This window comes from Streptomyces sp. NPDC058985 (assembly GCF_042740985.1).
GTDB lineage: Bacteria > Actinomycetota > Actinomycetes > Streptomycetales > Streptomycetaceae > Streptomyces.
Window position 1 is genome coordinate 16,232 of the sequence record NZ_JBHYJX010000045.1, and the last position, 21,825, is coordinate 38,056.

The following is a 21,825-nucleotide window of genomic DNA, read 5'->3' on the forward strand; positions in this document are numbered from 1 at the left end:
CTGGGGGTAACCGGCGGTAAATACGGATCCGGTGCCAGTAATCGGTGCCAGTAATCGGTGTCAGTAATCGGTGTCAGCGCAACCCGAACCGGTCCGCCCACGATGCCATGTCGGCGGTCGTGGCATTGCCGCCGCACACCACCAGACCGAGCCGGGCACCGTCCCCCACCCGCTCCACGACCCGCCGGGCGGCCGGCAGCAGACACCCGGCCGCCGGCTCGGTCCACACCTTGGCGTGCTCGGCGAGCGCCAGTGACCCCTCGACGGCCTCCCGGTCCGACACCACCAGCACCTCGGTGACCAGCGCCGACACATGCTCGTACGTCACCTGGGAGACGGCCGGGGCGCTGAGCGTGGTGACGATCGACGACAGGGCCACGGGCAGCGGTCCGCCCGCCGCCAGCGCCCGGGACATCGCCTCGGCGCCCTCGGTCTCCACGCCCCACACCCGCAGCTCCGGCCGCCGCGCCCGCAGCGCCGCGGCCACGCCCGCGATCAGACCGCCGCCCCCGATGCTCACCAGCACGTCGGTGAGGTCACCGGCATCCTCCTCGAACTCCAGCCCGACGGTGCCCTGGCCGGCGATCACCACCGGGTCGTCGAAGGGGTGGACCAGGGGCAGCCCCTCCTCGCGCAGGCGCGTCACGAGCGCGAAGGCGCTGTCCATGCCGTCGGTGAGCCGCACCAGCGCGCCCGCCTCCTCGGCGATCTCGACGGAACGGGCCGGTGCCGTGCGCGGCATGACCACCGTCGCCTTCACGTCCAGGGCCGCGGCCATCACCGCCACGGCGACGCCGTGGTTGCCGCCGCTGACCGCGACGACCCCGGCGGCCCGCTCGGCCTCGGTCAGTGACAGCAGCTTCGCCGTCGCGCCCCGCGCCTTGAACGAGCCGGTGCGCTGGAGCAGCTCGAGTTTCGCGGTGACCGGAACCCCGAGCAGTGCGGACAGCCCGGGACTGGGCACGGTCGGGGTGCGGACGACCTGTCCGGCGATCCGCTCGGCCGCGGCTTCGATCTCCGTGATCCCGATCAGTGCGGTCATCAGTGCTGCTGCGCCTTCTGCGGTGTCGCTTCGCTCGGCCGGACGACGACGAAGCCCTCGCCCTGGAGCAGCAGCTGGACCGCCTCCCCGGAGCCGCCGCGCAGCATCGAACCCATGGACTGCGAACGGTGCAGGGAGGTCTCGAGCCCCGCCGACCAGCCGACGATCGCGTCCGTGTCGACGTAGACCGGGTACTGCGGCGAGACCGGGATGACCAGCGGGCTGCCCTCGCACACCAGCCCCAGCCTGCCGTGTCCCGTGAAGACACTGTTGAACAGCCCGCCGCCGGCGATGCCCGAGCCCTTCACGGTGGAGATGCGGTACGACAACGAGGCGTCGAAGCACAGGACGTTGCGCCCGTTCACCGTGAACTCGTCGCCGGGCTCGACCTCCACGATGAAGCAGTTCTGCGCCTCGTGCGCGAACCAGGCCTCGCCCTGTCCGCGCACCGCCATCAGCGGCAGCCCCTCGCCGGTGACCGCGCGCTTGAGCATGCCGCCCACGCCCTGGCCCTTGCGTTCGAACTGGAGCCCGCCTCGGTAGGCGATCATCGCGCCCTGCCGCGCGAGCATCTCACCGTTGACCGAATAGCGGATGCACTTGGAGTTCTCGACGGTCATGCCCGGCGCGGAGGCGGGCTGCACCATGTGCTCACTGGAAAAGAGGTCACCCTTCATACGGGCATCCTGTCCCGGAGAGTGCCGTTCCGCCAAGATCGCGTGCCGAGTCCGTCGCAGGTGTCCGGCCGGGGTGTTCAGCCGCCGAAGAGCTGGGTCCAGTAGGTGCCCGCCCGTCCGCCGCCGGCCAGGCCGACCCCGATGTGGGTGAAGTCGGCCTTGAGGATGTTGGCGCGGTGTCCGGGGCTGTTCATCCAGCCCTCGACCACGTCGGCCGCGGAGCGCTGTCCGCAGGCGATGTTCTCGCCGACCGTGCGCCGGGCGGCTCCCGCGGCCGCGGCCCGGTCCCAGGGCTTCAGGCCGTCGGGGTCCGTGTGGGCGTAGAAGTCCCGGGCCACCATGTCCGCGCTGTGCGCCTGCGCGGCCCGGGTCAGAGCGGCGTCGACGGCCAGCGGACGCAGCCCCGCCCCGGCCCGCTCCCGGTTGGTGAGGCCGACGACCTCCGCCGTGGTGCGGTCCAGCCCGTCCGGGGTGAGCGGCACCGCCCACAGCGCCGTCCAGTACGTGTCGCCCGAGGGCCCGCCGGTGGCGTGGCCCCAGCCGGCGTGCGTGAAGGCGGTGTCGTGCAGCGTGCGCCGGGTGCGTTCGGTGCCCAGGCAGTACGAGACGAACTCGGCGGGGGTGCGCGGGCCGGAGACCAGGTGCTCGCCGACGGTGAGGTAGGCGAACCCGGCGGAGACGACGCGCTGATGGACGGAGACGCCGTCCCGGGTCTCGACGCTCAGCGTGCCCGCGGCGGCCATCGCGGCGGCGTGCGCTCCGGCCGCGGAGACCAGCCGGGCGTCCGCGGCCAGCGGTGGGGAGCCGGCCGCCGTCCGGGCGGAGTTGACCAGGCCGAGGAAGCCGTCGGCGTCGGTGGGCGGCCCGGGTGACGGGGCCGGTGTCCCGTGCGGCACGGGGGCGTCGTCGATCACGTCCACCCCGAAGTCCCGGGCGAGTCCGGCGAGACCGTCGGCGTATCCCTGGCCCAGCGCGCGCAGCTTCCAGCGCTCGCCGCGCCGGTACAGCTCCGCGAGCAGCAGCACGGTCTCCTGCCCGGGGCGCGCGGGGGTGAACCGGGCCAGGGTCCGGCCGGCGGTGTCGGTGAGGTGGAGGGCGGGGGAGGGAAGCGTGCTCAGGGCGGCCCCGGGGTCCGACGGGCTGACGACCACCGTCACCCGGCTCGCACCGGGGCGCAGCCGGGCCGGATCGACGGTGAGCGTGCCGCCGAGGAGGCGGGCGCCGGGTGCCTGCGGCTGGTTGTAGAAGACGAAGTCCCCGTCTCCGCCGACCTTTCCGCCGTCGTCCGTGACGAGCGCCGACACGTCGAAGGGGCCGGACACCCGTACCTGCACGGGGCCGACGGGCAGAGGGACGTTGCCCCCGGGGACCAACTCGCTCATCGTGCCGCCCTGTTTCGTCGTGCGCGCTCCGGGCGCGGGTAGGGGTACGCGTACGGGTGTCGGTGCCGGGTCAACGTCCGCCGGGCGGCGGGGGTTCCCGGCGCCCGCGCCCGCCCGCGCCCGCCCGCTCAGTCCGGCGGCGCCGGCTCCGGGACGACCAGACCCTGCCGGTAGGCGATGGCGACCGCCTCGGTGCGGCCGGCCGCGTGCAGCTTGCCGAGGATGTTGGAGACGTGGACGCTCGCCGTCTTGGCGCTGATGAACAGCTCCTCGCCGATCCGGCGGTTGCTGTGTCCCCGCGCGAGCAGCCGCAGCACGTCCCGCTCCCGGGCGGTGAGCACCGCGGCTCCCGTCCCTCCGGCGGGCGCCGCGCCCGTGAGGCGGCCGCGGCGGGTCAGGTCGTCCAGCCGCTCGCGCAGCACCGTGGCGCCGAGCCGGTCGGCCTCCCGGCGTACCGCTTCGGCCTCGGTGGCCGCCTCCTCGCGGCGGCCGGCCGCCAGCAGGGCCTCCGCGAGGCGCAGCCGGCACCGGGCGCGTTCGTAGGTGTCGCCGAAGGCGAAGGCGGCCACCGCCCTCTCCCAGGACGCCGGGTCCGGCTCGGAAGCGGTGGCCCGGATCCACTCCGCCTCGGCCCGCGCCAGCCAGGCCTGCCCCTCGGGTCCCTGGGGCGTGCCGTCGTCCCCGTACCCGGCGGACGACCGCGCCTGCGCCACCAGGTCGGCCGCGGTCTCCGCCCAGCGGGCGCCGCCGGCCTCGTCCCCGGTCCCGCGCAGCTCCACCGCGGTGTCGGCGACCGCGGAGAGGGCGAGGGCGGCGAGCCTGACGGTCGCGAGGGGCGGTGTGCCCGCGTCGTCGCTGAGCGCCTCGACGGTGGACCGCATCGACCGCACGGCGTCCGCCGCGTCCCCGCGCAGGGCGGCGGCGTCGGTCAGCACGATGCCCCCGACGAGCCGGGCCATCCAGTCGAACGGCCCCTTGAGCAGCGCACGGGCGCGGTCGGCGGCCCCCGCGTCGCCGCGCGCCAGCGCCACGTACAGCCCCGGACCGAGGGTGTGACCGCCCCAGGCGGGGAGCGTCCCGCTGTGCTCCTCGGAGCCGCGTACGCACTCGTCCCAGTGCCCCAGCGTGTACTGCACCAGCAGCCGCAGATACCGCATCTCCCGCGGATACGGCGACGACAGCAGCCCGGAGCGGCGGGCCCGGTCCAGTCCCTCCGACGCCCGGATCAGGCACTCCTCCAGGTCGCCGGACTCGAAGCCGCCGATGGCCAGGTTGAACAGGGCGCGCAGCTCCACCGGCGCGTTGCCCGCCCGCCGAGCCAGCTCCCGCGCCTCCCGCAGGCGCTCGCGGCCCTCCGGGGTGCTCCGGTTGCCGCCCTCCAGACTGGTCAGGGAGATCAGGAGGTCGGCGCGGGCGTCGGTGACGCCCAGCTCCTCCGCCATCGCGAGGGCCCGGCGGGCCACGCGCAGTGCCGTCCCGTTCTCCCCGACCTGGCGGGCCGCCATCACATGGGTCGCCGCGGCCCACAGCCAGGTCGCCGACGGGGGCTCGGCGGGGATCAGGCCGAGCGCCTCGCTGCTGTGGGCGTACGCCGCCGACTGGTTGTCGACGCTGAGCAGGTTCCCGGCGAGCGTGTAGCGCACGCGGGCCGCCAGCTCCAGGTCGGCGTCCTGACCGAGGCCGGCCAGCGCGGAACGGGTGAGGGAGACCGCCCGGTGCACCTCCCCGGCGTGCGCCGCGGCCGCCGAGGCGCGCAGGGTCAGCGTCACCGCGTCGGGGCCCGCGGGCCGCGCGGCGGCGTCGACCGCCGACCACAGGTCGAGGGCCGCCTCCACGTGCCGCAGCTCCTCGGCGGGCGCGCCGACGCGCTGTGCGTGGTCGGCGGCCTCCAGGGACGCGGCCAGTGCCTCGGGCAGGTCGTGGCTCTCGCGGTAGTGGTGGGCGCGTTCGGCCGCGCTGTCCGAGCGGCGGTCCGGGCCGGCGAGCAGCCGCGCGAACCCGCCGTGCAGCCGGGCCCGTTCCCCGGGGAGCAGATCGGCGTAGACCGCCTCCCGGGCCAGGGCGTGCCGGAACGAGTACGTGTCCCCGTCGCCGGAGACGAGCAGCTGCCGCTCCACGGCCTCGCGCAGCGCCGACTCCAGCTCCTCCTCGGGCAGCCCCACGGCGTCCCGCAGCAGATCGTGCCCCACCCGCCGCCCGGCGACCGCGGCGGTGCGCAGGACCTGCTGCGCCGTCCGGGACAGCTGCTCGAAGCGGATGAGCAGCACGTCGGCAAGGCCGCTGGGCACGCCGCCCGCGGGCGTGTCCGTGGCCGCCACCAGCTCCTCGGCGTAGAAGGCGTTGCCCTCGGCGCGTTCGACGATCCGGTGCACGGTGGTGTCCGGCAGCGGCCGGTCCCGCAGCGCGCGGACCAGCCGGGCGACGTCGGCGTCCGGCAGGGGACGCAGCTCGAGACGCTCCACGGAGGGCAGCCGCACCAGCTCGGCGAGCAGGGGACGCAGCGGGTGGCGGCGGTGCAGGTCGTCCGCCCGGTACGAGGCGAGGACCGCGAGCCGGTGGCCCGGGGCCCCGCCGGCCGGCCGCTGGAGCACGCCCCGGCTGAGCAGGAACCTCAGCAGGTCCCGGGAGGACTGGTCGGCCCAGTGCAGGTCCTCCAGGACCAGCAGCAGCGGCGCGACGTCCGCCAGGTCGGTGAGCAGCGCGGCCACGCCCTCGAAGAGGCGCAGCCGCGACCGGTCCGCCGTGCCCCCGTCGTCCGGGCCGCCGCCGAGCAGCCGGTCGGCCACCGGGTGGGCGGCCAGCACGGCGGCGAACCGCTCGTCGGCGGCCAGCGCGCCGAGGATCTCGGTGAACGGCAGATAGGGCAGACCGACGTCGCCCAGGTCCACGCAGTGCCCGGTGAGCACGGTGGTCCCGGCCGCGGCGGCCCGGGCGGCGACCTCGTCCAGGGTCCGGGTCTTGCCCACCCCGGCGTCCCCGGCGACGAGCACCGCGCGGGCCTCCCCGGCACGGGCGCGCTCCAGGACGCCGGTGAGACGCGCGAGTTCGTCCTCGCGGCCGACGAGTGGGCTGGTGAGTGAGGTCTGCGGCACGCCGCCCATCCTGACACGGGGGTCCGACAGCGCCTCCCGTCCCGTGGGGCCGGGATCACCCGGTCCCCGCCCGGGCCCGCCGGACCGGCCCGCGGGCGGTCAGCGCCGCAGAGTGGCGGCCCAGTCCGCCGGGACCCGGCCGGCCGGTCCGGGCGCCGGCTGGTCCTCGGGGTGGCTGGCCGGCGGGGCGAGGCCGGGACCGGACTCGCGCACCTCGCCGGCCGCGTAGTCCCAGTACCACTCCTCGCCCGGCTCGAAGCTCTGCACCAACGGGTGCCCGGTGGCCGTGTAGTGCCCGGTCGCGTGCTGCCCCGGCGAGCTGTCGCAGCACCCGACGTGGCCGCAGCTCGCGCAGCGCCGCAGGTGGAACCACCAGCCGCCGACCGCGTCGCACTCGGCGCAGCCGCTGCCGCTAGGCGGGACGGTGGGGTCGATTCCGGTGTCGCTGGTCATGCCGTCTCCTCTCGTGCCGTCTCCTCGGTCGGATCGGGCTCGGCGGCGGTGAGCGGCAGGAGCACCTGGAAACGGGTGTCGCCCGGCTCGGACTCCACCTGGAGCGCGCCGTGGTGCTTGTTGACCACGATCCGCCAGGAGATGTCCAGGCCGAGCCCGGTGCCCTCGCCCACCGGCTTGGTGGTGAAGAACGGGTCGAAGATGCGCTCCCGGATCTCCGGGGCGATCCCGGTGCCGGTGTCGCGGAACTCCACGAGCAGCCGGTCGTGGTGGAGGGCGGTCCGCACCGTCAGCGTGCCGGCGCCGCCCGCGCCGTTCACCGCGGCGACCGCGTTGTCGATCAGGTTGGTCCACACCTGGTTCAGTTCCGCCGGGTACGCCGGAACCTTCGGCACCGTGCGGTCGTACTCCTTGACGACCTCGATCCGGGGGCCGATCTTGCCGGACAGCATCAGCAGGGTGCTGTCCAGGAGTTCGTGGACGTCGACGGTGCGGTAGGGCGCCCGGTCGAGCTGCGCGTACTGCTTGGCGGCGTCGACGAGGTGGGAGACCCGGGCGGTGGAGTCCGCGATCTCGTTCATCAGCAGCTCGGTCTCGACGGTGTAGTTGAGCCAGCCGACCGCTCCCGCGAGGATCTCCTCGTCCACCGCCGCCGCGACCTGCTCCAGCCAGTCGGTGTCCAGACCCGCCTGCACGAAGGTCGGGGCGAGCTGCCAGCCGTGGTCGATGCCGTGGTCCTCCAGCCAGTCGGTGAGGGCGTCCTCCCGGTCGGCGGCCTCCAGCGGGCTGAGCGACGGCGCCTTGGCGACCCGCTCGGCCGTGCGCTCCTGGATCTCGATGAGCCCCGCCAGCGCGTCCCGGGAGAACGGGCCCTCGGCGATCACGGCCAGCTTGTGCCGCATCTTCGCCACCCGCTCCCGCAGCGTCGACGTGGCCCGCACCGCGGCGGCCGCGGGGTTGTTCAGCTCGTGTGTGAGACCGGCCGACAGCGAGCCCAGGGCCAGCAGCCGCTCGCGCTGCCCGACCGCCCGCTGCGTGCTCTTGGACCCGAAGAAGAGTCCCTCCAGCAGATGCACCGCCATCGGGAACCACTCCCGCATGACGGCCGCGAACGTCGCGGCGGGCAGCACGAAGAACCGCGTCGGCTCGGTGACCCGCATCGAGTTGTTGTAGACCTGCGGCAGCCGGTCACCGACGTACGCCTGCATCGCGCCCGCGTACACACCGCGCTGCGAGGTGCGGTTGGTCTCCACGTCGTCCCCGCCGACCCTGCGGGAGAGCACGACCGACCCCTCGATCATCACGTAGAAGCACGTCGCGTCCTCGCCCTCGGTGTACACCGGGCCGGGCTCGAACAACTCGACCCGCCCCTCCGCGCACAGCCGTCCCAGCTGCTCGGGCGAGAGCTTCTCGAACAGGAAGAGCTTCCCGATCTCCTCGGGGGCGCACGGCATCGGCCGCCCGCTCACGACTGCTCCAGGTACCGGTGGACGAGCATCACGGCCATGGCTCCCTCTCCGACGGCGGACGCGACCCGTTTCGCGGACTCGGCGCGGGCGTCGCCCGCCACGAACACGCCGGGGACGCTGGTCTCCAGGTGGTACGGCGGGCGGTCCAGCTCCCACTGCGCCGGCGGCCGCCCGTCCACGGTGAGGTCGGGCCCGGCGAGGATGAACCCGCGCTCGTCCCGCAGCACCGTCCCGTCCAGCCAGTCGGTCAGCGGCGCCGCGCCGATGAACACGAACAGCCACTGCGCGTCGACCTCCTCGGTGCCGCCGGCCTCCGCGTCGCGCAGCGTCAGCCGCTCCAGCCGGCCGTCGCCCCGCACGCCCTCGACCACGGCGTGGCAGCGCACGTGGATGTTGGGCGTCTCCTCGATCTGCTGAACCAGGTAGTGCGACATCGACGCCGCCAGGGAGCCGCCGCGCACCAGCAGCGTCACCGACTTGGCGCCCCGCGCGAGGTACATCGCCGCCTGCCCGGCCGAGTTGGCGCCGCCGACGATGTACACGTCGTGACCCTGGCAGGAGGCGGCCTCGGTCAGCGCCGAGCCGTAGAACACGCCGCAGCCGGTCAGTTCGTCCGTGCCCGGGGCCGCGAGCTGCCGGTAGGAGACGCCGGTCGCCAGGATGACGCTGTGCGCGGCGATCGCCGAGCCGTCCGAGAAGCGCACGACCCGCGCCGCCCCGTTGGCCTCCAGGCCGGTCACCTCCCGCGCGGTGAGGATCTCGGCGCCGAACTTCGCCGCCTGCCGCCGGGCCCGCTCGGTGAGCTGGCCGCCGGAGACACCGTCGGGAAAGCCGAGGTAGTTCTCGATGCGGGAGCTCTGCCCGGCCTGGCCGCCGGTCGCCGACCGCTCCACCAGCACCGTCCGCAGCCCCTCCGAGGCCCCGTACACGGCCGCTCCCAGCCCGGCCGGGCCCCCGCCGATCACCACCAGGTCGTAGAAGTCCGAGGTCGGGGTCGTCGCCAGGCCCACGTGCGCGGCGAGGTCGGGCGCCTCCGGCTCCACCAGCGGCGTCCCGTCCGGTGTGATCACCACCGGCAGCCGCTGCCCGTCCTGCCCCGCGGCCGACAGCAGCCGCTGCCCCTCCGGTGTGTCGGACGCGTACCAGCGGTACGGCACCTGGTTGCGGGCCAGGAACTCGCGGACCTCGGAGGACCGCGCCGACCAGCGGTGCCCGACGACCTTGGTGCTGGGCACCGGCCGGTGGTCGCCGGTGCGCCAGGCCTGGAGCAGGTCGTCCACGACCGGGTACAGCTTCTCCTCGGGCGGGTCCCACGGCTTGAGCAGGTAGTGGTCCAGGTCGACGACGTTGATCGCGTCGATCGCCGCGCCGGTGTCCGCGTACGCCGTCAGCAGCACCCGCCGGGCGCCCGGATAGATGTCCAGGGCCTGCTCCAGGAACTCGATGCCGTTCATCTGCGGCATCCGGTAGTCGGCGAGGAGCACTGCCACCAGGTCGCCGCGCAGCTTCAGTTCCCGCAGCGCCTGGAGGGCCGACTCACCGGACTCCGCGCGCACGATGCGGTACGTGGCGCCGTAGCGCCGCCGCAGGTCGCGGGCGACGGCGCGGGAGACCCCCGGATCGTCGTCCACGGTCATGATGACGGTCCGCGTCGCCCCGTCGTCCTGTGCCATGCGTCCCCCACGTAGAGCGGCCGGATTCACGGCACGGCGTCCCCGTCACCGCACCGGCCTGCAGCCCATCGTATGTTCGATCGCCGCACCTCGCTCAGGCAGCCGGGCTCCCGCCGCGGGGGCCGAGCACGCAGAACTCGTTGCCCTCCGGGTCGGCCAGCACCACCCACGGGACGTCCTCGCCCTGGCCCACGTCGGCGTGGCGCGCCCCCAGCTCCAGCAGGCGGGCCACCTCCGCCGCCTGGTCCACGGGCCGGAAGTCGAGGTGCAGCCGGTTCTTCCCGGCCTTGCCCTCCGGCACCCGGCCGAACAGCAGTCCCGGCAGCCGGTCCGGCTCCGGACGGATCTCGTACTCGTCGGGGGAGTCGTCCACCACCACCCAGCCCAGCGCCCGGGCCCACCAGCGCCCGAGGGCCTCGGGGTCGGCCGCGTCGACCACCACCTGCTCCCACTCCAATGGCATGCGGACATCGTAGGGAAGACTGGGCCCCATGGACGTCACCGCGACACAGGGAGGGACCCGTATGACGCGCCCGATCACGGCAGGCGTGGACGGTTCGGAGGAGAGCCTGGCCGCACTGGCCTGGGCCGCGAGGGAGGCGGTCCGCCGGGAGGCGGCGCTGCACGTCGTGCACTCCTGGCAGGTCCGGGACGGCGGCGAGGGGGACCGGGACGCGCAGGAGCGCTGGGTGCGGGACGCGGTCGCCGAGCCGGTCCGGATCATCACCGGGCGGCACCCGGAGCTGACCGTGTCCACGGAGGTCCGCGAGGCCGACGACCCCGTCGCCGTACTGCTCGCCGCCGCGGCCGACGCCGAGACGCTGGTGCTCGGCTCGCGCGGCCACGGGGCGGTCGTCGGCTTCCTGCTCGGCTCCGTCGGCCGCCAGGTGATCGCCGACGCGACCCGGCCCGTCGTCCTCGTGCGCGCCGGCGACGAGGCCGCGGGTGAGGCCGCCGGCCGCGAGGTCGTCGTCGGCCAGCAGGGCGAGCCCGAGGACAGTGCCGACGTGATCGGGTACGCCTTCGAGGCGGCCGCCGCGCGCGGCGCCACCGTGCGCGCCGTGCGGGCCTGGGCCCTGCCGACGGTCTTCACCTACAGCCCCGGCTCGATGGCGCTCGCCGACGAGGCCGGCGGGCTGGAGCAGTACGAGCGGAAGGCGCTCGGCGAGGCGCTCGCTCCCTGGCGCGAGCGCTTCCCGGACGTGCCCGTGGTGGAGCACGTGGAGATGGGCAGCGCCGGTCAGGTGCTGCTGTCGGTGGCGGCGAACGCCCAGCTGATGGTCGTGGGCCGCCGCGCCCGCCGTACGGCCGTCGGTGCCCGGATCGGCTCGGTGGCGCACGGTGTGCTGCACCACGCCGGCTGCCCGGTGGCGGTGGTCCCGCACACCTGAGACCGCGCGCGCGGGGCGGCCCGGGAGGTCAGTCCGACATGGGCTGAAGGGTCTCCCGGGCCTTGGGCAGGATGTTGACGAGATAGTCCTCGACGGCCGTGTCCAGGCCGATGTCGTGCTGGGCCCGCTCGGAGAGGTACCAGCGGTGCTCGAGCAGCTCGTGGTAGATCTCGGCCGGGTCCATCGAGCCCCGCAGGTCCGGCGGTACGGCGCGCACGGTGGGCCGGAAGACCTCGCGCACCCAGCGGTGGGCGAGGACTTCCGGGCGGGCACCGAGGGGGTCGCCCGGGGCGTAGTCGTCCTGGGTGGCCATCCAGCTCTCCAGGTCGTTCAGCAGCCGCCTGGCCTGGTTCTCCTCGGCGTCCAGGCCGGTCAGCCGCAGCAGCTGGCGCTGGTGGTGGCCGGCGTCGACGACCTTGGGCACGAAGGTGACCGTGTCGCCGTTGGAGGCGTGCTCTATCTGCATCTCGGCCACGTCGAAACCGAGGTCGTTCAGGCGCCGGATCCGGCGCTCGATGTAGTGGTACTTGCCCGCCGGGTACACCGAGGTGCGGGTCAGTTCCTCCCACAGCGTCCGGTAGCGGGCGCAGATCTCGGTGCCGAAGTCGATCGGGTCGACGGACGGGTGCAGCGCCCCGGAGGCCTCCAGGTCGAGCAGCTCGCCGCTGATGTTCACCCGGGCCAGGTCGAGGTCGTAGTCGCGCTGTCCGGGGCTGAGCCGCGGGTGCAGGTCGCCGGTCTCGGCGTCGACGAGGTACGCGGCGTAGGCGCCCGCGTCGCGCCGGAAGAGCGTGTTGGAGAGCGAGCAGTCGCCCCAGGCGAACCCCGCCAGGTGCAGCCGCACCAGCAGGACGGCCAGCGCGTCCATCAGACGGTGCATGGTCGCCGGGCGCAGCGTGGTCTCGAACATCGACCGGTACGGCAGCGAGCCGCCGAGGTGCCGGGTGACGAGCACCGGCTCCAGCTCCTCGCCGGCGGTGCCGGTGCGGCCGGTCACCACGGCCAGCGCGTCCACCGCGGGGATGGCGAGCCGGTCGAGGTCGCGCAGCAGCTGGTACTCGCGCAGCGCGGGCCGTTCGGCCAGCTCCTTGACGGCGATGACCTCGTCCCCGGCGCGGGCGTAGCGGACGACGTGCCGGGAGATGCCGCGCGGCAGCGGCACGAGGTACTCCTCGGGCCACTGCTCCAGCGGCAGCTGCCACGGCAGTTCGAGCAGGAGCGCGGGGTGCTCCGGATTGGTGGCGCTGATCTGCAAGGCCATGCCAAGACTCTAAGCGGCGCGTTCCCGGGCCAGTAGCGCGGCTTCCTTGACGGGGCCGCGGTGGACGGGCCCGTGCCCGGGGAGCAGGACGTCGCCGTCGAGTCCGGCGAGGACGCCGAGCGAGGCCAGGGTGCCCGCCCGGTCGTGGTGGAACATGTCGGGGAGCAGCTGCGGCCCCCGGGTCCGGCCGATGGCGTGCCCGCTGACCAGGGCGTCCCCGGAGATCACCACCCCGGCGTCGGGGAGGTGGTAGGCGCAGTGCCCGTCCGTGTGTCCGGGGGTGTGCACCGGTACCGGCCGCCCGGGCAGGTCCAGGGCGCCGTCCGACGGGAAGGGCGCGGGCGCGGTCACCGGATGCTGCTCGGTGCCGCCGGAGCGCAGCACGTGCACCATCCAGGGCAGCACGCCCGGCCGCCAGCCGTTGCGCAGGACCGTGCCGACCGACACCTGCTGGAGGAAGTCCCGCCGGGCGTGCGGCACTTCGGCCTCGTGCAGCAGGACCGGGGTGCCGTGGGCGGCGCGCAGGTACTCGGCGGAGCCCAGGTGGTCGTTGTGCGCGTGGGTGATCAGTACGGCCGTCACCGCCTCGGGTGAACTGCCCACCGCTGCCAGGGAGTCGAGCAGCAGCCGCCGGTCGCCCGGGTAGCCGGTGTCGACGAGGGTCACCGCGTCGCCGTCCGTGAGGATCACCCAGTTGGTGTGCGAACCGTGCACCAGGTAGGTGCCGTCGGCCACGTGTCGTACGTCCGCGCCCATGGGGTCTCCCGCGTTCCGTTCCGGCTCTGCCCGCACCAGCCAAGCAGATCCGGCACGGTGACGGCCGTCCGCCCCTCAGCGCACGCCGTGCGGACGGAACTGGACGCTGATGCGCGGGCCCGCGGCACGGGTGCTCTTCGGGACGCAGTGCTCCCAGGTGCGCTGGCAGGAGCCGCCCATCACGATCAGGTCGCCGTGGCCGAGCGGGCGGCGTACGGTCCCGCCGCCACCGCCCGCCGGGCGCAGCAGCAGGTCCCGGGGTGCGCCGACCGAGAGGATGGCGACCATCGTGTCCTGGCGCGCGCCGCGTCCGATCCGGTCGCCGTGCCAGGCGACGCTGTCGCGGCCGTCGCGGTAGTGGCACAGCCCGGCCGTGGTGAACGGCTCGCCCAGCTCGTCGGCGTAGTGCGCGGACAGGGCGTCGCGGGCCTCGGTCAGCAGGGGGTGCGGCAGCGGGTCGCCGGCGCCGTAGAAGGCGAGCAGCCGGGGTACGTCCACGACCCGCTCGTACATGGCACGCCGCTCCGCGCGCCACGGGACCTCGGTGGCCAGGTGCTCGAACAGCGCGTCGGCGCCGTGCAGCCAGCCCGGGAGCAGGTCGATCCAGGCACCCGCCCCGAGGTGGGTGCGGCGCAGTCCGTCCAGCGGGCCGAGCCGGACCTCGTCGGTCTGGTCGAAGAGCGAGCCCTGGAGGTGCGTGGTCATGGGACCAGCGTACCCGCTGGTCGAAAATATGTTCTAAGTGTGTCGTGGCCCTTTCGATACGTTGGTGTATCCGATACATTCGCGCATCGAATGGAGCAGGGGAGCCGGACATGGCGTTGAAGGCGACGGCCGGGCGGGTGACCAGACGGCGCGTGCGCACCCGCGCGAACCTCCTGGACGCGGCGTTCGCGGTGTTCGCGGCCAAGGGGTTCGGCCGGGTCTCGATCGAGGAGGTCTGCGAGGCGGCCGGGTACAGCCGGGGTGCGTTCTACTCCAACTTCGACAGCCTCGACGAGCTGTTCTTCGCCCTCTACCGGGACCGGGCCGACCTGATCGCGGAACAGGTGGCCGGCGCCCTCGCCCAGGACGGACCCGCCCTGGACGTGCCGGCCGCCGTGGACCGCGTCACCGAGGTGCTGCTCCTGGACCGGGACTGGCTCCTGGTGAAGACGGACTTCCTGGTGCACGCCGCCCGCGACCCGGAGGTCGCCGGGGCCCTGCTGGAGCACCGGGCCCGCCTCCGACGCGCGATCGCCGGCCGGCTCGCCCGGGCCCGCGGACACACCGCCCTGCCCGCCGTGCTGGGCGACGCCGAGGGCGCCGCGCACGCCGTGGTGGCCGCGTACGACGGGGTCACCACCCAGCTCCTCCTCGACCGGGACGTCGAGCACGCCCGGGTCTGGCTGGGACAACTGCTCACCGCGCTGCTCACCGACGGCAGCGCTCGTCAATGACAGAGCAACTACGGACCACTACGGACAAGGAAGGGACGGTCGCCATGGATGCCGACGTCATCGTGGTCGGAGCGGGCCTGGCGGGCCTGGTCGCGGCCCACGAGCTGACCAGCCGGGGCCGGAAGGTAGCCCTGCTCGACCAGGAGAACGCGGCCAACCTCGGCGGCCAGGCCTTCTGGTCCCTCGGCGGCCTCTTCCTCGTCGACTCCCCGGAGCAGCGCCGCCTCGGCGTCAAGGACTCCTTCGACCTGGCCTGGAACGACTGGCAGGGCAGCGCCGGCTTCGACCGGACCGAGGACGAGGACTCCTGGGCGGTGCGCTGGGCCCGGGCCTACGTGGAGTGGGCGGCGGGGGAGAAGCGGTCCTGGCTCGCCGGGCACGGCATCACCTTCCTGCCCACCGTCGGCTGGGCCGAGCGCGGCGACCTCAGGGCCGGCGGGCACGGCAATTCGGTGCCCCGCTTCCACATCGCCTGGGGCACCGGCACGGGCGTGGTCGAGCCCTTCGTGCGGTACGCCCAGCAGGCCGCGCGCGACGGACTGCTCACCTTCCACCACCGCCACCGCGTCGACCACCTGATCGTCGAGGACGGCACCGCGCGCGGCGTGCGCGGCACGCTCCTCGCCGAGGACGACTCGCCCCGCGGAGTCGCCTCCAACCGCGACGCGGCCGGCGAGTTCGAACTCACCGCCCAGGCTGTGATCGTCACCTCCGGAGGCATCGGCGGCGACCACGACACCGTCCGCGGCCACTGGCCCGAGCGTCTCGGCACCCCGCCCGCCGGGATGGTCACCGGCGTCCCCGCCTACGTCGACGGACGGATGCTCGGCATCAGCGCCGACGCGGGCGCCCGCCTGGTCAACCGCGACCGGATGTGGCACTACACCGAGGGCCTGCGCAACTGGGACCCGATCTGGCCCGGCCACGGCATCCGCATCCTGCCCGGACCGTCGTCCCTGTGGTTCGACGCCCTCGGCCGCCGGCTGCCCGAGCCCTGCCTGCCCGGCTACGACACCCTGGGCACCCTGCGGCACCTGCGCACGGCGGACGGCCTCGCCGAGCACGACCACTCCTGGTTCATCCTCACCCAGAAGATCATCGAGAAGGAGTTCGCGCTCTCCGGCTCCGAGCAGAACCCCGACATCACCGCCAAGGACCGGGCCGGCTTCCTGCGCGAACGCGTCCTCGGCAAGGGCGCCCCGGCCCCGGTGGACGCCTTCCTGCGCAAGGGTGCCGACTTCGTGACCGCTCCGAACCTGGAGCAACTGGTCGAGAAGATGAACGGGCTGACCGACAAGCCCCTCCTGGACGCGGCCCTGATCCGGCGCCAGATCGAGGCCCGGGACCTCCAGATGGCCAACCCGTACGCCAAGGACGCCCAGGTCCAGGGCATCCGCAACGCCCGCCGCTACATCGGCGACCGGCTCGGCCGGGTCGCCGGACCGCACCGCGTTCTCGACCCCGCGGCGGGCCCGCTGATCGGCGTCAAGCTGCACATCCTCACCCGCAAGACCCTCGGCGGCGTCCAGACCGACCTCGACTCCCGCGCCCTGACCGCCGACGGCACGCCCGTCGAGGGGCTGTACGCGGCCGGTGAGGTGGCCGGCTTCGGCGGGGGAGGGGTGCACGGGTACAACGCGCTGGAGGGCACCTTCCTGGGGGGCTGCCTGTTCTCCGGACGGGCCGCGGGCCGCGACGCGGCGCGCCGCACGGCCTGACCGACGGGGAGGCCGCCCGCGTGCTGCTCCGCGGCCTCACTTCCCGTCGAGGAGGCGGAGCAGCACGGCGGCGTGGCTCTCCGCGGGAGACTTGGACGCCGTCAGCAGCGTCACGTCCCCCGCGCCCGCCAGCTCCCGCACGTGGTCGAGGAGTTCCGCCTCCTCGGGTGCGGCCAGCTCGGCCTCGTACCGCTCGGTGAACTCCGCGAAGGAGCCCTCGCCCGCGTGGTACCAGCGGCGCAGCCCGGTCGACGGGGTGAGGCCCTTGGGCCACTCGTCCACCCGCGCCGCGTCCTTCGACACGCCCCGCGGCCACAGCCGGTCCACCAGGACCCGCACCCCGTCGTCGGGCTCGGGCGGTTCGTAGACGCGGCGCACCCGGACGGTCACGCGCCCGACCTTCTGCGCACGGCCTCGCGCCGCTTGAGCGCACGGCGTTCCAGCTCGTCGGTCCCGCCCCAGACGCCGATGGACTGCCCGGTGTCGAGCGCCCATCGCAGACACTGCTCCTGGACCGGACAGCCGCGGCAGACCGCCTTCGCCTGCTCGGTCTGCAAAGCGGCCGGGCCGGTGGTGCCGATGGGGAAGAACAGGTCGGGATCCTCCGTACGGCACGCGGCGTACTCTCGCCAGTTGTCCATCAAAGTCACCTGCGATCGGTTTCGTTCGCGCCCTCATGCATGGATTGCTCCGATGCGGGTGACCTGTCGACGGCGGGCCGAAACCGGCCCGACGCCACGGACTCGGCGATGTGTCTAGCGTCGCAGTGCGCGCCGGGCCGTCGCCGTCACCGCGTCGGCCACCATGGCCAGCGCGGGGGAGTCGAGTTTCCACTGCTGCCAGTGGAGCGGGACGTCCACCGGCAGGTCCGGCGCGAAGTCGACGAGCCTCCCGGCGCGCAGCAGCGGCTCCGCCTGCGGCTCCGGCACCATGCCCCAGCCGAGGCCGGCGGCGACGGCCTCCACGAACCCCTCCGAGGTGGGCACGTAGTGCCGCGCGATGCTCGCGCCGCCGTGCCCGAACCGCCGGGCGAAGCCGTCCTGGAAGTCGTCCCGCCGGTCGAAGACCACCACGGGTGCCACGGCCAGCGCTTCCCGCAGCGGCCCGCTCAGGTGGCGCTCGGCGAATACGGGGCCGGCGCAGGGCAGGTAGCGCATCCGCCCCAGGAACCGGACGGCGCAGCCCGGGACGGGATCGGGTGAGGAGGTCACCGCGGCCATCACCACGCCCTCCCGCAGCAGGGCCGCCGTGTGGGCCTCGTCCTCGCGCCGCAGTTCGAAGCAGAGCCGGGGCTCCGGCGGCAACTCCGTGAGCGCGCCGAGGAACCAGGTGGCGAGCGAGTCCGCGTTGACGGCGACCGACACCCGGGTGGGCTCGCCGGCCGCCCCGCTCAGCCCCAGCTCGGCGTAGGCGTCCCGCTCCAGCCGGGCGACCTGGCGGGCGAGGCGCACCAGCACCGCGCCCGACTCCGTTGCCCGCACCGGTTTGGTGCGCAGCAGCAGGACCCGGCCGGTGCGCTGTTCCAGGGCCTTCACCCGCTGACTGACCGCGGACGGCGTCACGTGCAGCGCGGCGGCGGCCGCGTCGAACGTGCCCTCGTCCACCACGGCCAGCAGGGTGCGCACCTGGTCGAGCGGCAGATCAGCGGTCTGCTCCGTCATCCCGTCCGTCGTCCCGTCCGTCGTCCCGTCCGTCATCCCATCCGTCATCCCATCCGTCATCACGAGTGCTAAGGATACGTAAGAATCTTTAGCTGTACCTGCGGTGATCGTCCGCTTAGCGTCGAGAGCATGACCAACGCCCTCACCGCCGCGGCCGCCGGCTTCGGTACCGGACTCTCGCTCATCGTCGCCATCGGCGCCCAGAACGCCTTCGTCCTGCGGCAGGGGATCCGTCGCGACGCGGTCCTCGCCGTGGTCGGTATCTGCGCCCTGTCCGACGCCCTGCTCATCGCCCTGGGCGTCGGCGGGGTCGGCGCGGTGGTGGTGGCGTGGCCGGACGCGCTGACCCTGGTCGGCTGGATCGGCGGCGCCTTCCTGCTCTGCTACGGCGCCCTCGCCGCCCGGCGGGTGTTCCGCCCGGCGGGCGCGCTGCGGGCGGAGGGCGACACCGCCGGCTCCCGACGCCGGGCGGTGCTCACCTGCCTGGCGCTGACCTGGCTCAACCCGCACGTCTACCTCGACACCGTGTTCCTGCTGGGCTCGGTGGCCGCCGACCGGGGCCCGCTGCGCTGGACCTTCGGTCTGGGCGCCGCCGCGGCCAGTCTGGTCTGGTTCGCGGTCCTCGGCTTCGGCGCCCGCCACCTCGGCCGCTTCCTGGCCCGGCCCGCGGCCTGGCGGGTGCTGGACGGACTGGTCGCCGCCACCATGATCGTCCTCGGGGTGAGCCTCATCGCCGACGCCTGACCGCCCGCTCGGACGGAGCTGCGACACTGATCTCCGCAGTCGAAAGATGTATCGAGCACGTAGGAAGCGCGTGGACACGAGCGAGAGCAGCGAGAGCGGGACCGAGAAGGGGGCGGCGAAGACACCTGCCCCGGACGAGGGGGCGCGGCGCGGGTGGCGCCGCTGGGCGATGGACACCCGCCCGCTGCGCCGCCCCGCCTACCGCAGGCTGTGGTCCTCGACCATCGTCACGGCCGTCGGCAGCCAGCTCACCGCGGTCGCGGTGCCCAAGCAGATCTACGACATCACCGGTTCCTCGGCCTGGGTGGGCGCCGCCAGTCTCGCCGGTCTGCTGCCGCTGATCGTGTTCGCGCTGTGGGGCGGCGCCGTCGCCGACACCATGGACCGCCGCAAGCTGCTGCTGATCACCAACACCGGCATCGCCGTCACCTCGCTGCTGTTCTGGGTGCAGGCGGTCACCGGCCTGGAGTCGGTGGCCGCCCTGATGCTGCTGCTCGCGCTCCAGCAGGCCTTCTGGGGCCTCAACGCCCCGGCCCGCAACGCCTCCATCGCCCGGCTGGTGCCCGAGGGCGAACTGCCCGCGGCCAACGCGCTCGGCTCGACCGTGATGCAGACCGGGCAGGTGGTCGGTCCGCTGCTGGCCGGTGCGCTCATCCCGGTGATCGGACTGCCCGAGCTGTACCTGATCGACGCGCTGGCCCTGTGCGTCACGGTGTGGGCGGTCTACCGGCTGCCCGCCCTCCCGCCGCTCGCGGGCACGGCGGTGCGGCGCGCGGGCGTGCGCGAGATCGCGGCCGGCTTCCGCTACATCGCCGGGCACAAGGTGCTGCTGCTGTCCTTCCTGGCCGACATCGTCGCCATGGTCCTCGGCATGCCCCGCGCGCTGTTCCCGCAGCTCGCCGCCGAGACCTACGCCCCCTACGGCGAAGGGCTCGCCCTGGGGCTGCTGTTCGCGGCGATCCCGGTCGGCGCGGTGGCCGGCGGGCTCTTCTCGGGCACCTTCTCCCGGGCGCGGCGGCACGGCTGGATGGTGATCGGCGCGGTCGTCGTCTGGGGTGCCGCCATCGCCGGATTCGGACTGAGCGGGAGTCTGTGGCTCGCGGTGGCGTTCCTGGCGGTGGCGGGCGTCGCCGACATGGTGTCCATGGTGTTCCGCGGGGCGATCCTGCTGTCCGCCGCGACCGACGAGATGCGCGGGCGGATGCAGGGTGTGTTCACCGTCGTCGTGGCGGGCGGCCCGCGGCTGGCCGACGTCCTGCACGGCGGGGCCGGCTCCGCCTTCGGCCCGCGCGAGGCGGTGACGGGCGGCGGGCTGCTCGTCGTGGTGGTGATGCTGGCCCTGGCGGCCGCGGTGCCGGCGCTGCGCCGCTACCGCGTCTGAGCGGCCTACAGGGACCCGCGCCCGTGCAGCGCGTAGTGATCCATGAGCCGTCCCCTGGTGGTCTCCAGCCGGTGCGCGAGGATCTCGGCGACCGACCGCACCAGCACGATGCCCAGGTGCGGGTCCTGCTCGCACAGGTCGAGCACCGTGGCCGCGTCGAACTCGTAGGCGCGCACCTGGCTGAACGCCTCGGCGCCGAAGTCCCACTCGTAGGGCGGGAACAGCCAGGACCAGCCGAGCAGGTCGCCCACGCCCAGGCTGGCGACGGTGACCTTCTGCAGGGGCGTCACCTGCTGGGTCAGTGAGACCGCGCCGGAGCGGATGACCCAGAAGCGGTCGGCCCGGTCGCCCGCCTCGAAGATCCGGGCGTCCTCCGGAAACGAGATCTCCCGCGCGAGCGCCATCAGCCGTTCCCGCTGGGCCGGGGGAAGGGCGGTCAGGAGTTTGATCGCTTTGGTCATGGCACGGGGCTCCTCGCCGGCGATTCGGTTCCGGGGCTTTCCCTATGCCCATTTCAGTCGTTGTCGGCGCGCTGGGCCATTCGGCGGACGGCGGATCCCGTACGGATTCGGTGCGGAATCCGGGGACGGCGGTGCGCGGGCATGAAAAAGCCCTGGCCGGACGGGGGAGGCCGGCCAGGGCCGTTTGCGGTGACCGCGGAGGACTTTTCCATCGACTCCGTCGCCACGTATGGATGAACGCTAAACCATCCTGGGGTGTCCGGGGAAACCGGGGCACGCGTACGTGACCGGACTCACGCGCGCCCGGCGGCGCCGATCCGTCCCGGCACCGCTCACTGCGGGTGGCGCCCCGGGGTCAGTACCTCGTCCAGCACCCGCAGGACGGCCTCGTACGCCACCGCACGTACGGCAGCCTCCCGGGATCCCTCCGGATCGGTCGGCCGCAGTTCCGCGCTCCGGTCCCGCCAGCTCCGTGTCTCCTCCAGCGCACAGGTCCTCGCCCGGTGCATCCGGCGGAGCAGTTCGTCCGAGTCCACAACATCCGTCATGTACTCCGCGTACCCGCGCAGGGCGCCCGGATGGCCGTTGGGCCACAAGGAGGGCCCGAGGTTTGCCGGTACGGCCACAGGTCAGCCGGAAGTGACGGGTCCGTACGGCGCACGCCCCGGACCGAAGGCTCATGTCACCGATCAGGGAGCGGACGTATGTGCGACAGGCACACGACCGAAACCGTCGTGGATCAGTACGGCACGGACCGGTACCGGCCGTGCCGGCCCGCCGACGCCCGCAGAGCCGTCGAACGCGCCGTCACCGGCCGCCTTGGCGCCGACGGTCCCGCCCGGTACGACGCGCGCGCCCTCTCGGACGCCGTGCTGGTCGCCTCGGAGCTGACCACCAACGCGATCCTGCACGGCGGCGGCATCACCGGCTTCCGGGTCGACGTCGTGGGATCCGGCGTGCGCCTGTCGGTCAGCGACCGCAGCCACGATCTGCCGGTGGCCGTACCGGCCACCGACGACCAGGGCCGCCGACGCCTCGGCGGCCGGGGCTGGCCGATCGTCTGCCGGCTGGCCCACGACGTGCGTGTGGCAGATCTTCCCGCCGGCGGCAAGTGCATCACCGTCCTCGTTCCGCTGTCCTGAGTACATTTCGCAAAGCGGAGTTTGTTCCACCGGGGCAGGGGCAGTCGCAGAATCGTGCTTCGGACCGGAGGCGCAGCAGCGGG

General features: G+C 74.0%; 22 protein-coding genes. 6 read left to right on the forward strand and 16 right to left on the reverse strand.

All coding sequences use genetic code 11. The features are described from left to right. Positions 1 to 73: 73 nt before the first annotated feature. From ACFW01_RS30580 to ACFW01_RS30615, 8 genes are all read right to left on the reverse strand, one after another. On the reverse strand, positions 74 to 1,033 hold the full coding sequence (locus ACFW01_RS30580; RefSeq protein ID WP_384509095.1) for a threonine/serine dehydratase: 960 nt from the start codon (positions 1,031 to 1,033) through the stop codon (positions 74 to 76). An 8-nt stretch (positions 1,034 to 1,041) separates the two neighbouring features. Then, a complete protein-coding gene (locus ACFW01_RS30585; RefSeq protein ID WP_234959296.1) occupies positions 1,042 to 1,719 on the reverse strand; it encodes an AIM24 family protein in 678 nt (225 codons plus the stop codon). A gap of 77 nt (positions 1,720 to 1,796) precedes the next feature. Continuing rightward, positions 1,797 to 3,101: a CAP domain-containing protein gene (locus tag ACFW01_RS30590; RefSeq protein ID WP_234959297.1), complete on the reverse strand. Its 1,305-nt coding sequence runs from the start codon at positions 3,099 to 3,101 to the stop codon at positions 1,797 to 1,799. Between the two features lie 128 nt (positions 3,102 to 3,229). Further along, complete coding sequence (locus ACFW01_RS30595) at positions 3,230 to 6,202, reverse strand: ATP-binding protein (protein ID WP_384509035.1); 2,973 nt, start codon at positions 6,200 to 6,202, stop codon at positions 3,230 to 3,232. A gap of 90 nt (positions 6,203 to 6,292) precedes the next feature. Beyond that, positions 6,293 to 6,646 carry a UBP-type zinc finger domain-containing protein gene (locus ACFW01_RS30600; protein ID WP_384509038.1) on the reverse strand — a complete coding sequence of 118 codons (354 nt, stop codon included), beginning with the start codon at positions 6,644 to 6,646 and terminating at the stop codon, positions 6,293 to 6,295. Then, positions 6,643 to 8,100, reverse strand: a complete 1,458-nt coding sequence (locus tag ACFW01_RS30605; RefSeq protein WP_384509098.1) for an ATP-binding protein — start codon at positions 8,098 to 8,100, stop codon at positions 6,643 to 6,645. Before ACFW01_RS30605 ends, ACFW01_RS30600 begins: the two co-directional genes overlap by 4 nt. 11 nt (positions 8,101 to 8,111) lie before the next feature. Then, positions 8,112 to 9,788: an FAD-dependent oxidoreductase gene (locus ACFW01_RS30610; protein ID WP_384509041.1), complete on the reverse strand. Its 1,677-nt coding sequence runs from the start codon at positions 9,786 to 9,788 to the stop codon at positions 8,112 to 8,114. A 94-nt stretch (positions 9,789 to 9,882) separates the two neighbouring features. After that, positions 9,883 to 10,251, reverse strand: a complete 369-nt coding sequence (locus ACFW01_RS30615) for a VOC family protein (RefSeq protein WP_234959302.1) — start codon at positions 10,249 to 10,251, stop codon at positions 9,883 to 9,885. Positions 10,252 to 10,312: 61 nt separating this feature from the next. Between ACFW01_RS30615 and ACFW01_RS30620 the strand changes: the two genes are divergently transcribed. Next, complete coding sequence (locus ACFW01_RS30620) at positions 10,313 to 11,179, forward strand: universal stress protein (RefSeq protein ID WP_384509044.1); 867 nt, start codon at positions 10,313 to 10,315, stop codon at positions 11,177 to 11,179. Positions 11,180 to 11,207: 28 nt separating this feature from the next. Here ACFW01_RS30620 and ACFW01_RS30625 read toward each other — a convergent pair whose 3' ends face one another. The 3 genes from ACFW01_RS30625 to ACFW01_RS30635 form a co-directional block, all read right to left on the reverse strand. After that, positions 11,208 to 12,440, reverse strand: a complete 1,233-nt coding sequence (locus ACFW01_RS30625) for a DUF4032 domain-containing protein (RefSeq protein WP_234959304.1) — start codon at positions 12,438 to 12,440, stop codon at positions 11,208 to 11,210. A 9-nt stretch (positions 12,441 to 12,449) separates the two neighbouring features. Further along, positions 12,450 to 13,196 carry an MBL fold metallo-hydrolase gene (locus ACFW01_RS30630; RefSeq protein WP_234959305.1) on the reverse strand — a complete coding sequence of 249 codons (747 nt, stop codon included), beginning with the start codon at positions 13,194 to 13,196 and terminating at the stop codon, positions 12,450 to 12,452. A gap of 75 nt (positions 13,197 to 13,271) precedes the next feature. Then, positions 13,272 to 13,901: an alpha-ketoglutarate-dependent dioxygenase AlkB gene (locus tag ACFW01_RS30635; protein ID WP_234959306.1), complete on the reverse strand. Its 630-nt coding sequence runs from the start codon at positions 13,899 to 13,901 to the stop codon at positions 13,272 to 13,274. 110 nt (positions 13,902 to 14,011) lie between these two features. On the opposite strand from ACFW01_RS30635, the gene ACFW01_RS30640 reads away from it, so the two are divergent. Both ACFW01_RS30640 and ACFW01_RS30645 read left to right on the forward strand, forming a co-directional pair. Continuing rightward, positions 14,012 to 14,635: a TetR/AcrR family transcriptional regulator gene (locus ACFW01_RS30640; RefSeq protein WP_384509049.1), complete on the forward strand. Its 624-nt coding sequence runs from the start codon at positions 14,012 to 14,014 to the stop codon at positions 14,633 to 14,635. A 44-nt stretch (positions 14,636 to 14,679) separates the two neighbouring features. After that, entirely contained in the window at positions 14,680 to 16,353 is a 1,674-nt protein-coding gene (locus ACFW01_RS30645; RefSeq protein ID WP_384509052.1) for an FAD-binding dehydrogenase, read from the forward strand. A 36-nt stretch (positions 16,354 to 16,389) separates the two neighbouring features. Here ACFW01_RS30645 and ACFW01_RS30650 read toward each other — a convergent pair whose 3' ends face one another. From ACFW01_RS30650 to ACFW01_RS30660, 3 genes are all read right to left on the reverse strand, one after another. Next, positions 16,390 to 16,743: a DUF488 family protein gene (locus tag ACFW01_RS30650; protein WP_234959308.1), complete on the reverse strand. Its 354-nt coding sequence runs from the start codon at positions 16,741 to 16,743 to the stop codon at positions 16,390 to 16,392. Next, positions 16,740 to 16,994 (reverse strand): WhiB family transcriptional regulator, encoded by a 255-nt coding sequence (locus ACFW01_RS30655; RefSeq protein WP_234959309.1) that lies wholly within the window; start codon positions 16,992 to 16,994, stop codon positions 16,740 to 16,742. Before ACFW01_RS30655 ends, ACFW01_RS30650 begins: the two co-directional genes overlap by 4 nt. Before the next feature lie 114 nt (positions 16,995 to 17,108). Beyond that, positions 17,109 to 18,014, reverse strand: a complete 906-nt coding sequence (locus ACFW01_RS30660; protein ID WP_234959344.1) for a LysR family transcriptional regulator ArgP — start codon at positions 18,012 to 18,014, stop codon at positions 17,109 to 17,111. A gap of 129 nt (positions 18,015 to 18,143) precedes the next feature. On the opposite strand from ACFW01_RS30660, the gene ACFW01_RS30665 reads away from it, so the two are divergent. After that, entirely contained in the window at positions 18,144 to 18,758 is a 615-nt protein-coding gene (locus tag ACFW01_RS30665; RefSeq protein ID WP_384509056.1) for a LysE/ArgO family amino acid transporter, read from the forward strand. Positions 18,759 to 18,828: 70 nt separating this feature from the next. Further along, positions 18,829 to 20,139: an MFS transporter gene (locus tag ACFW01_RS30670; protein ID WP_384509059.1), complete on the forward strand. Its 1,311-nt coding sequence runs from the start codon at positions 18,829 to 18,831 to the stop codon at positions 20,137 to 20,139. 5 nt (positions 20,140 to 20,144) lie between these two features. On the opposite strand, the gene ACFW01_RS30675 is transcribed toward ACFW01_RS30670, so the two are convergent. Together ACFW01_RS30675 and ACFW01_RS30680 are read right to left on the reverse strand one after the other, a co-directional pair. Beyond that, entirely contained in the window at positions 20,145 to 20,600 is a 456-nt protein-coding gene (locus ACFW01_RS30675; RefSeq protein ID WP_384509062.1) for a cyclic nucleotide-binding domain-containing protein, read from the reverse strand. A gap of 332 nt (positions 20,601 to 20,932) precedes the next feature. Further along, positions 20,933 to 21,148 (reverse strand): hypothetical protein, encoded by a 216-nt coding sequence (locus ACFW01_RS30680; RefSeq protein WP_161328881.1) that lies wholly within the window; start codon positions 21,146 to 21,148, stop codon positions 20,933 to 20,935. 156 nt (positions 21,149 to 21,304) lie between these two features. On the opposite strand from ACFW01_RS30680, the gene ACFW01_RS30685 reads away from it, so the two are divergent. Beyond that, positions 21,305 to 21,742, forward strand: coding sequence for an ATP-binding protein (locus tag ACFW01_RS30685; RefSeq protein ID WP_234959313.1), 438 nt, complete (start codon positions 21,305 to 21,307; stop codon positions 21,740 to 21,742). Positions 21,743 to 21,825: the final 83 nt, after the last annotated feature.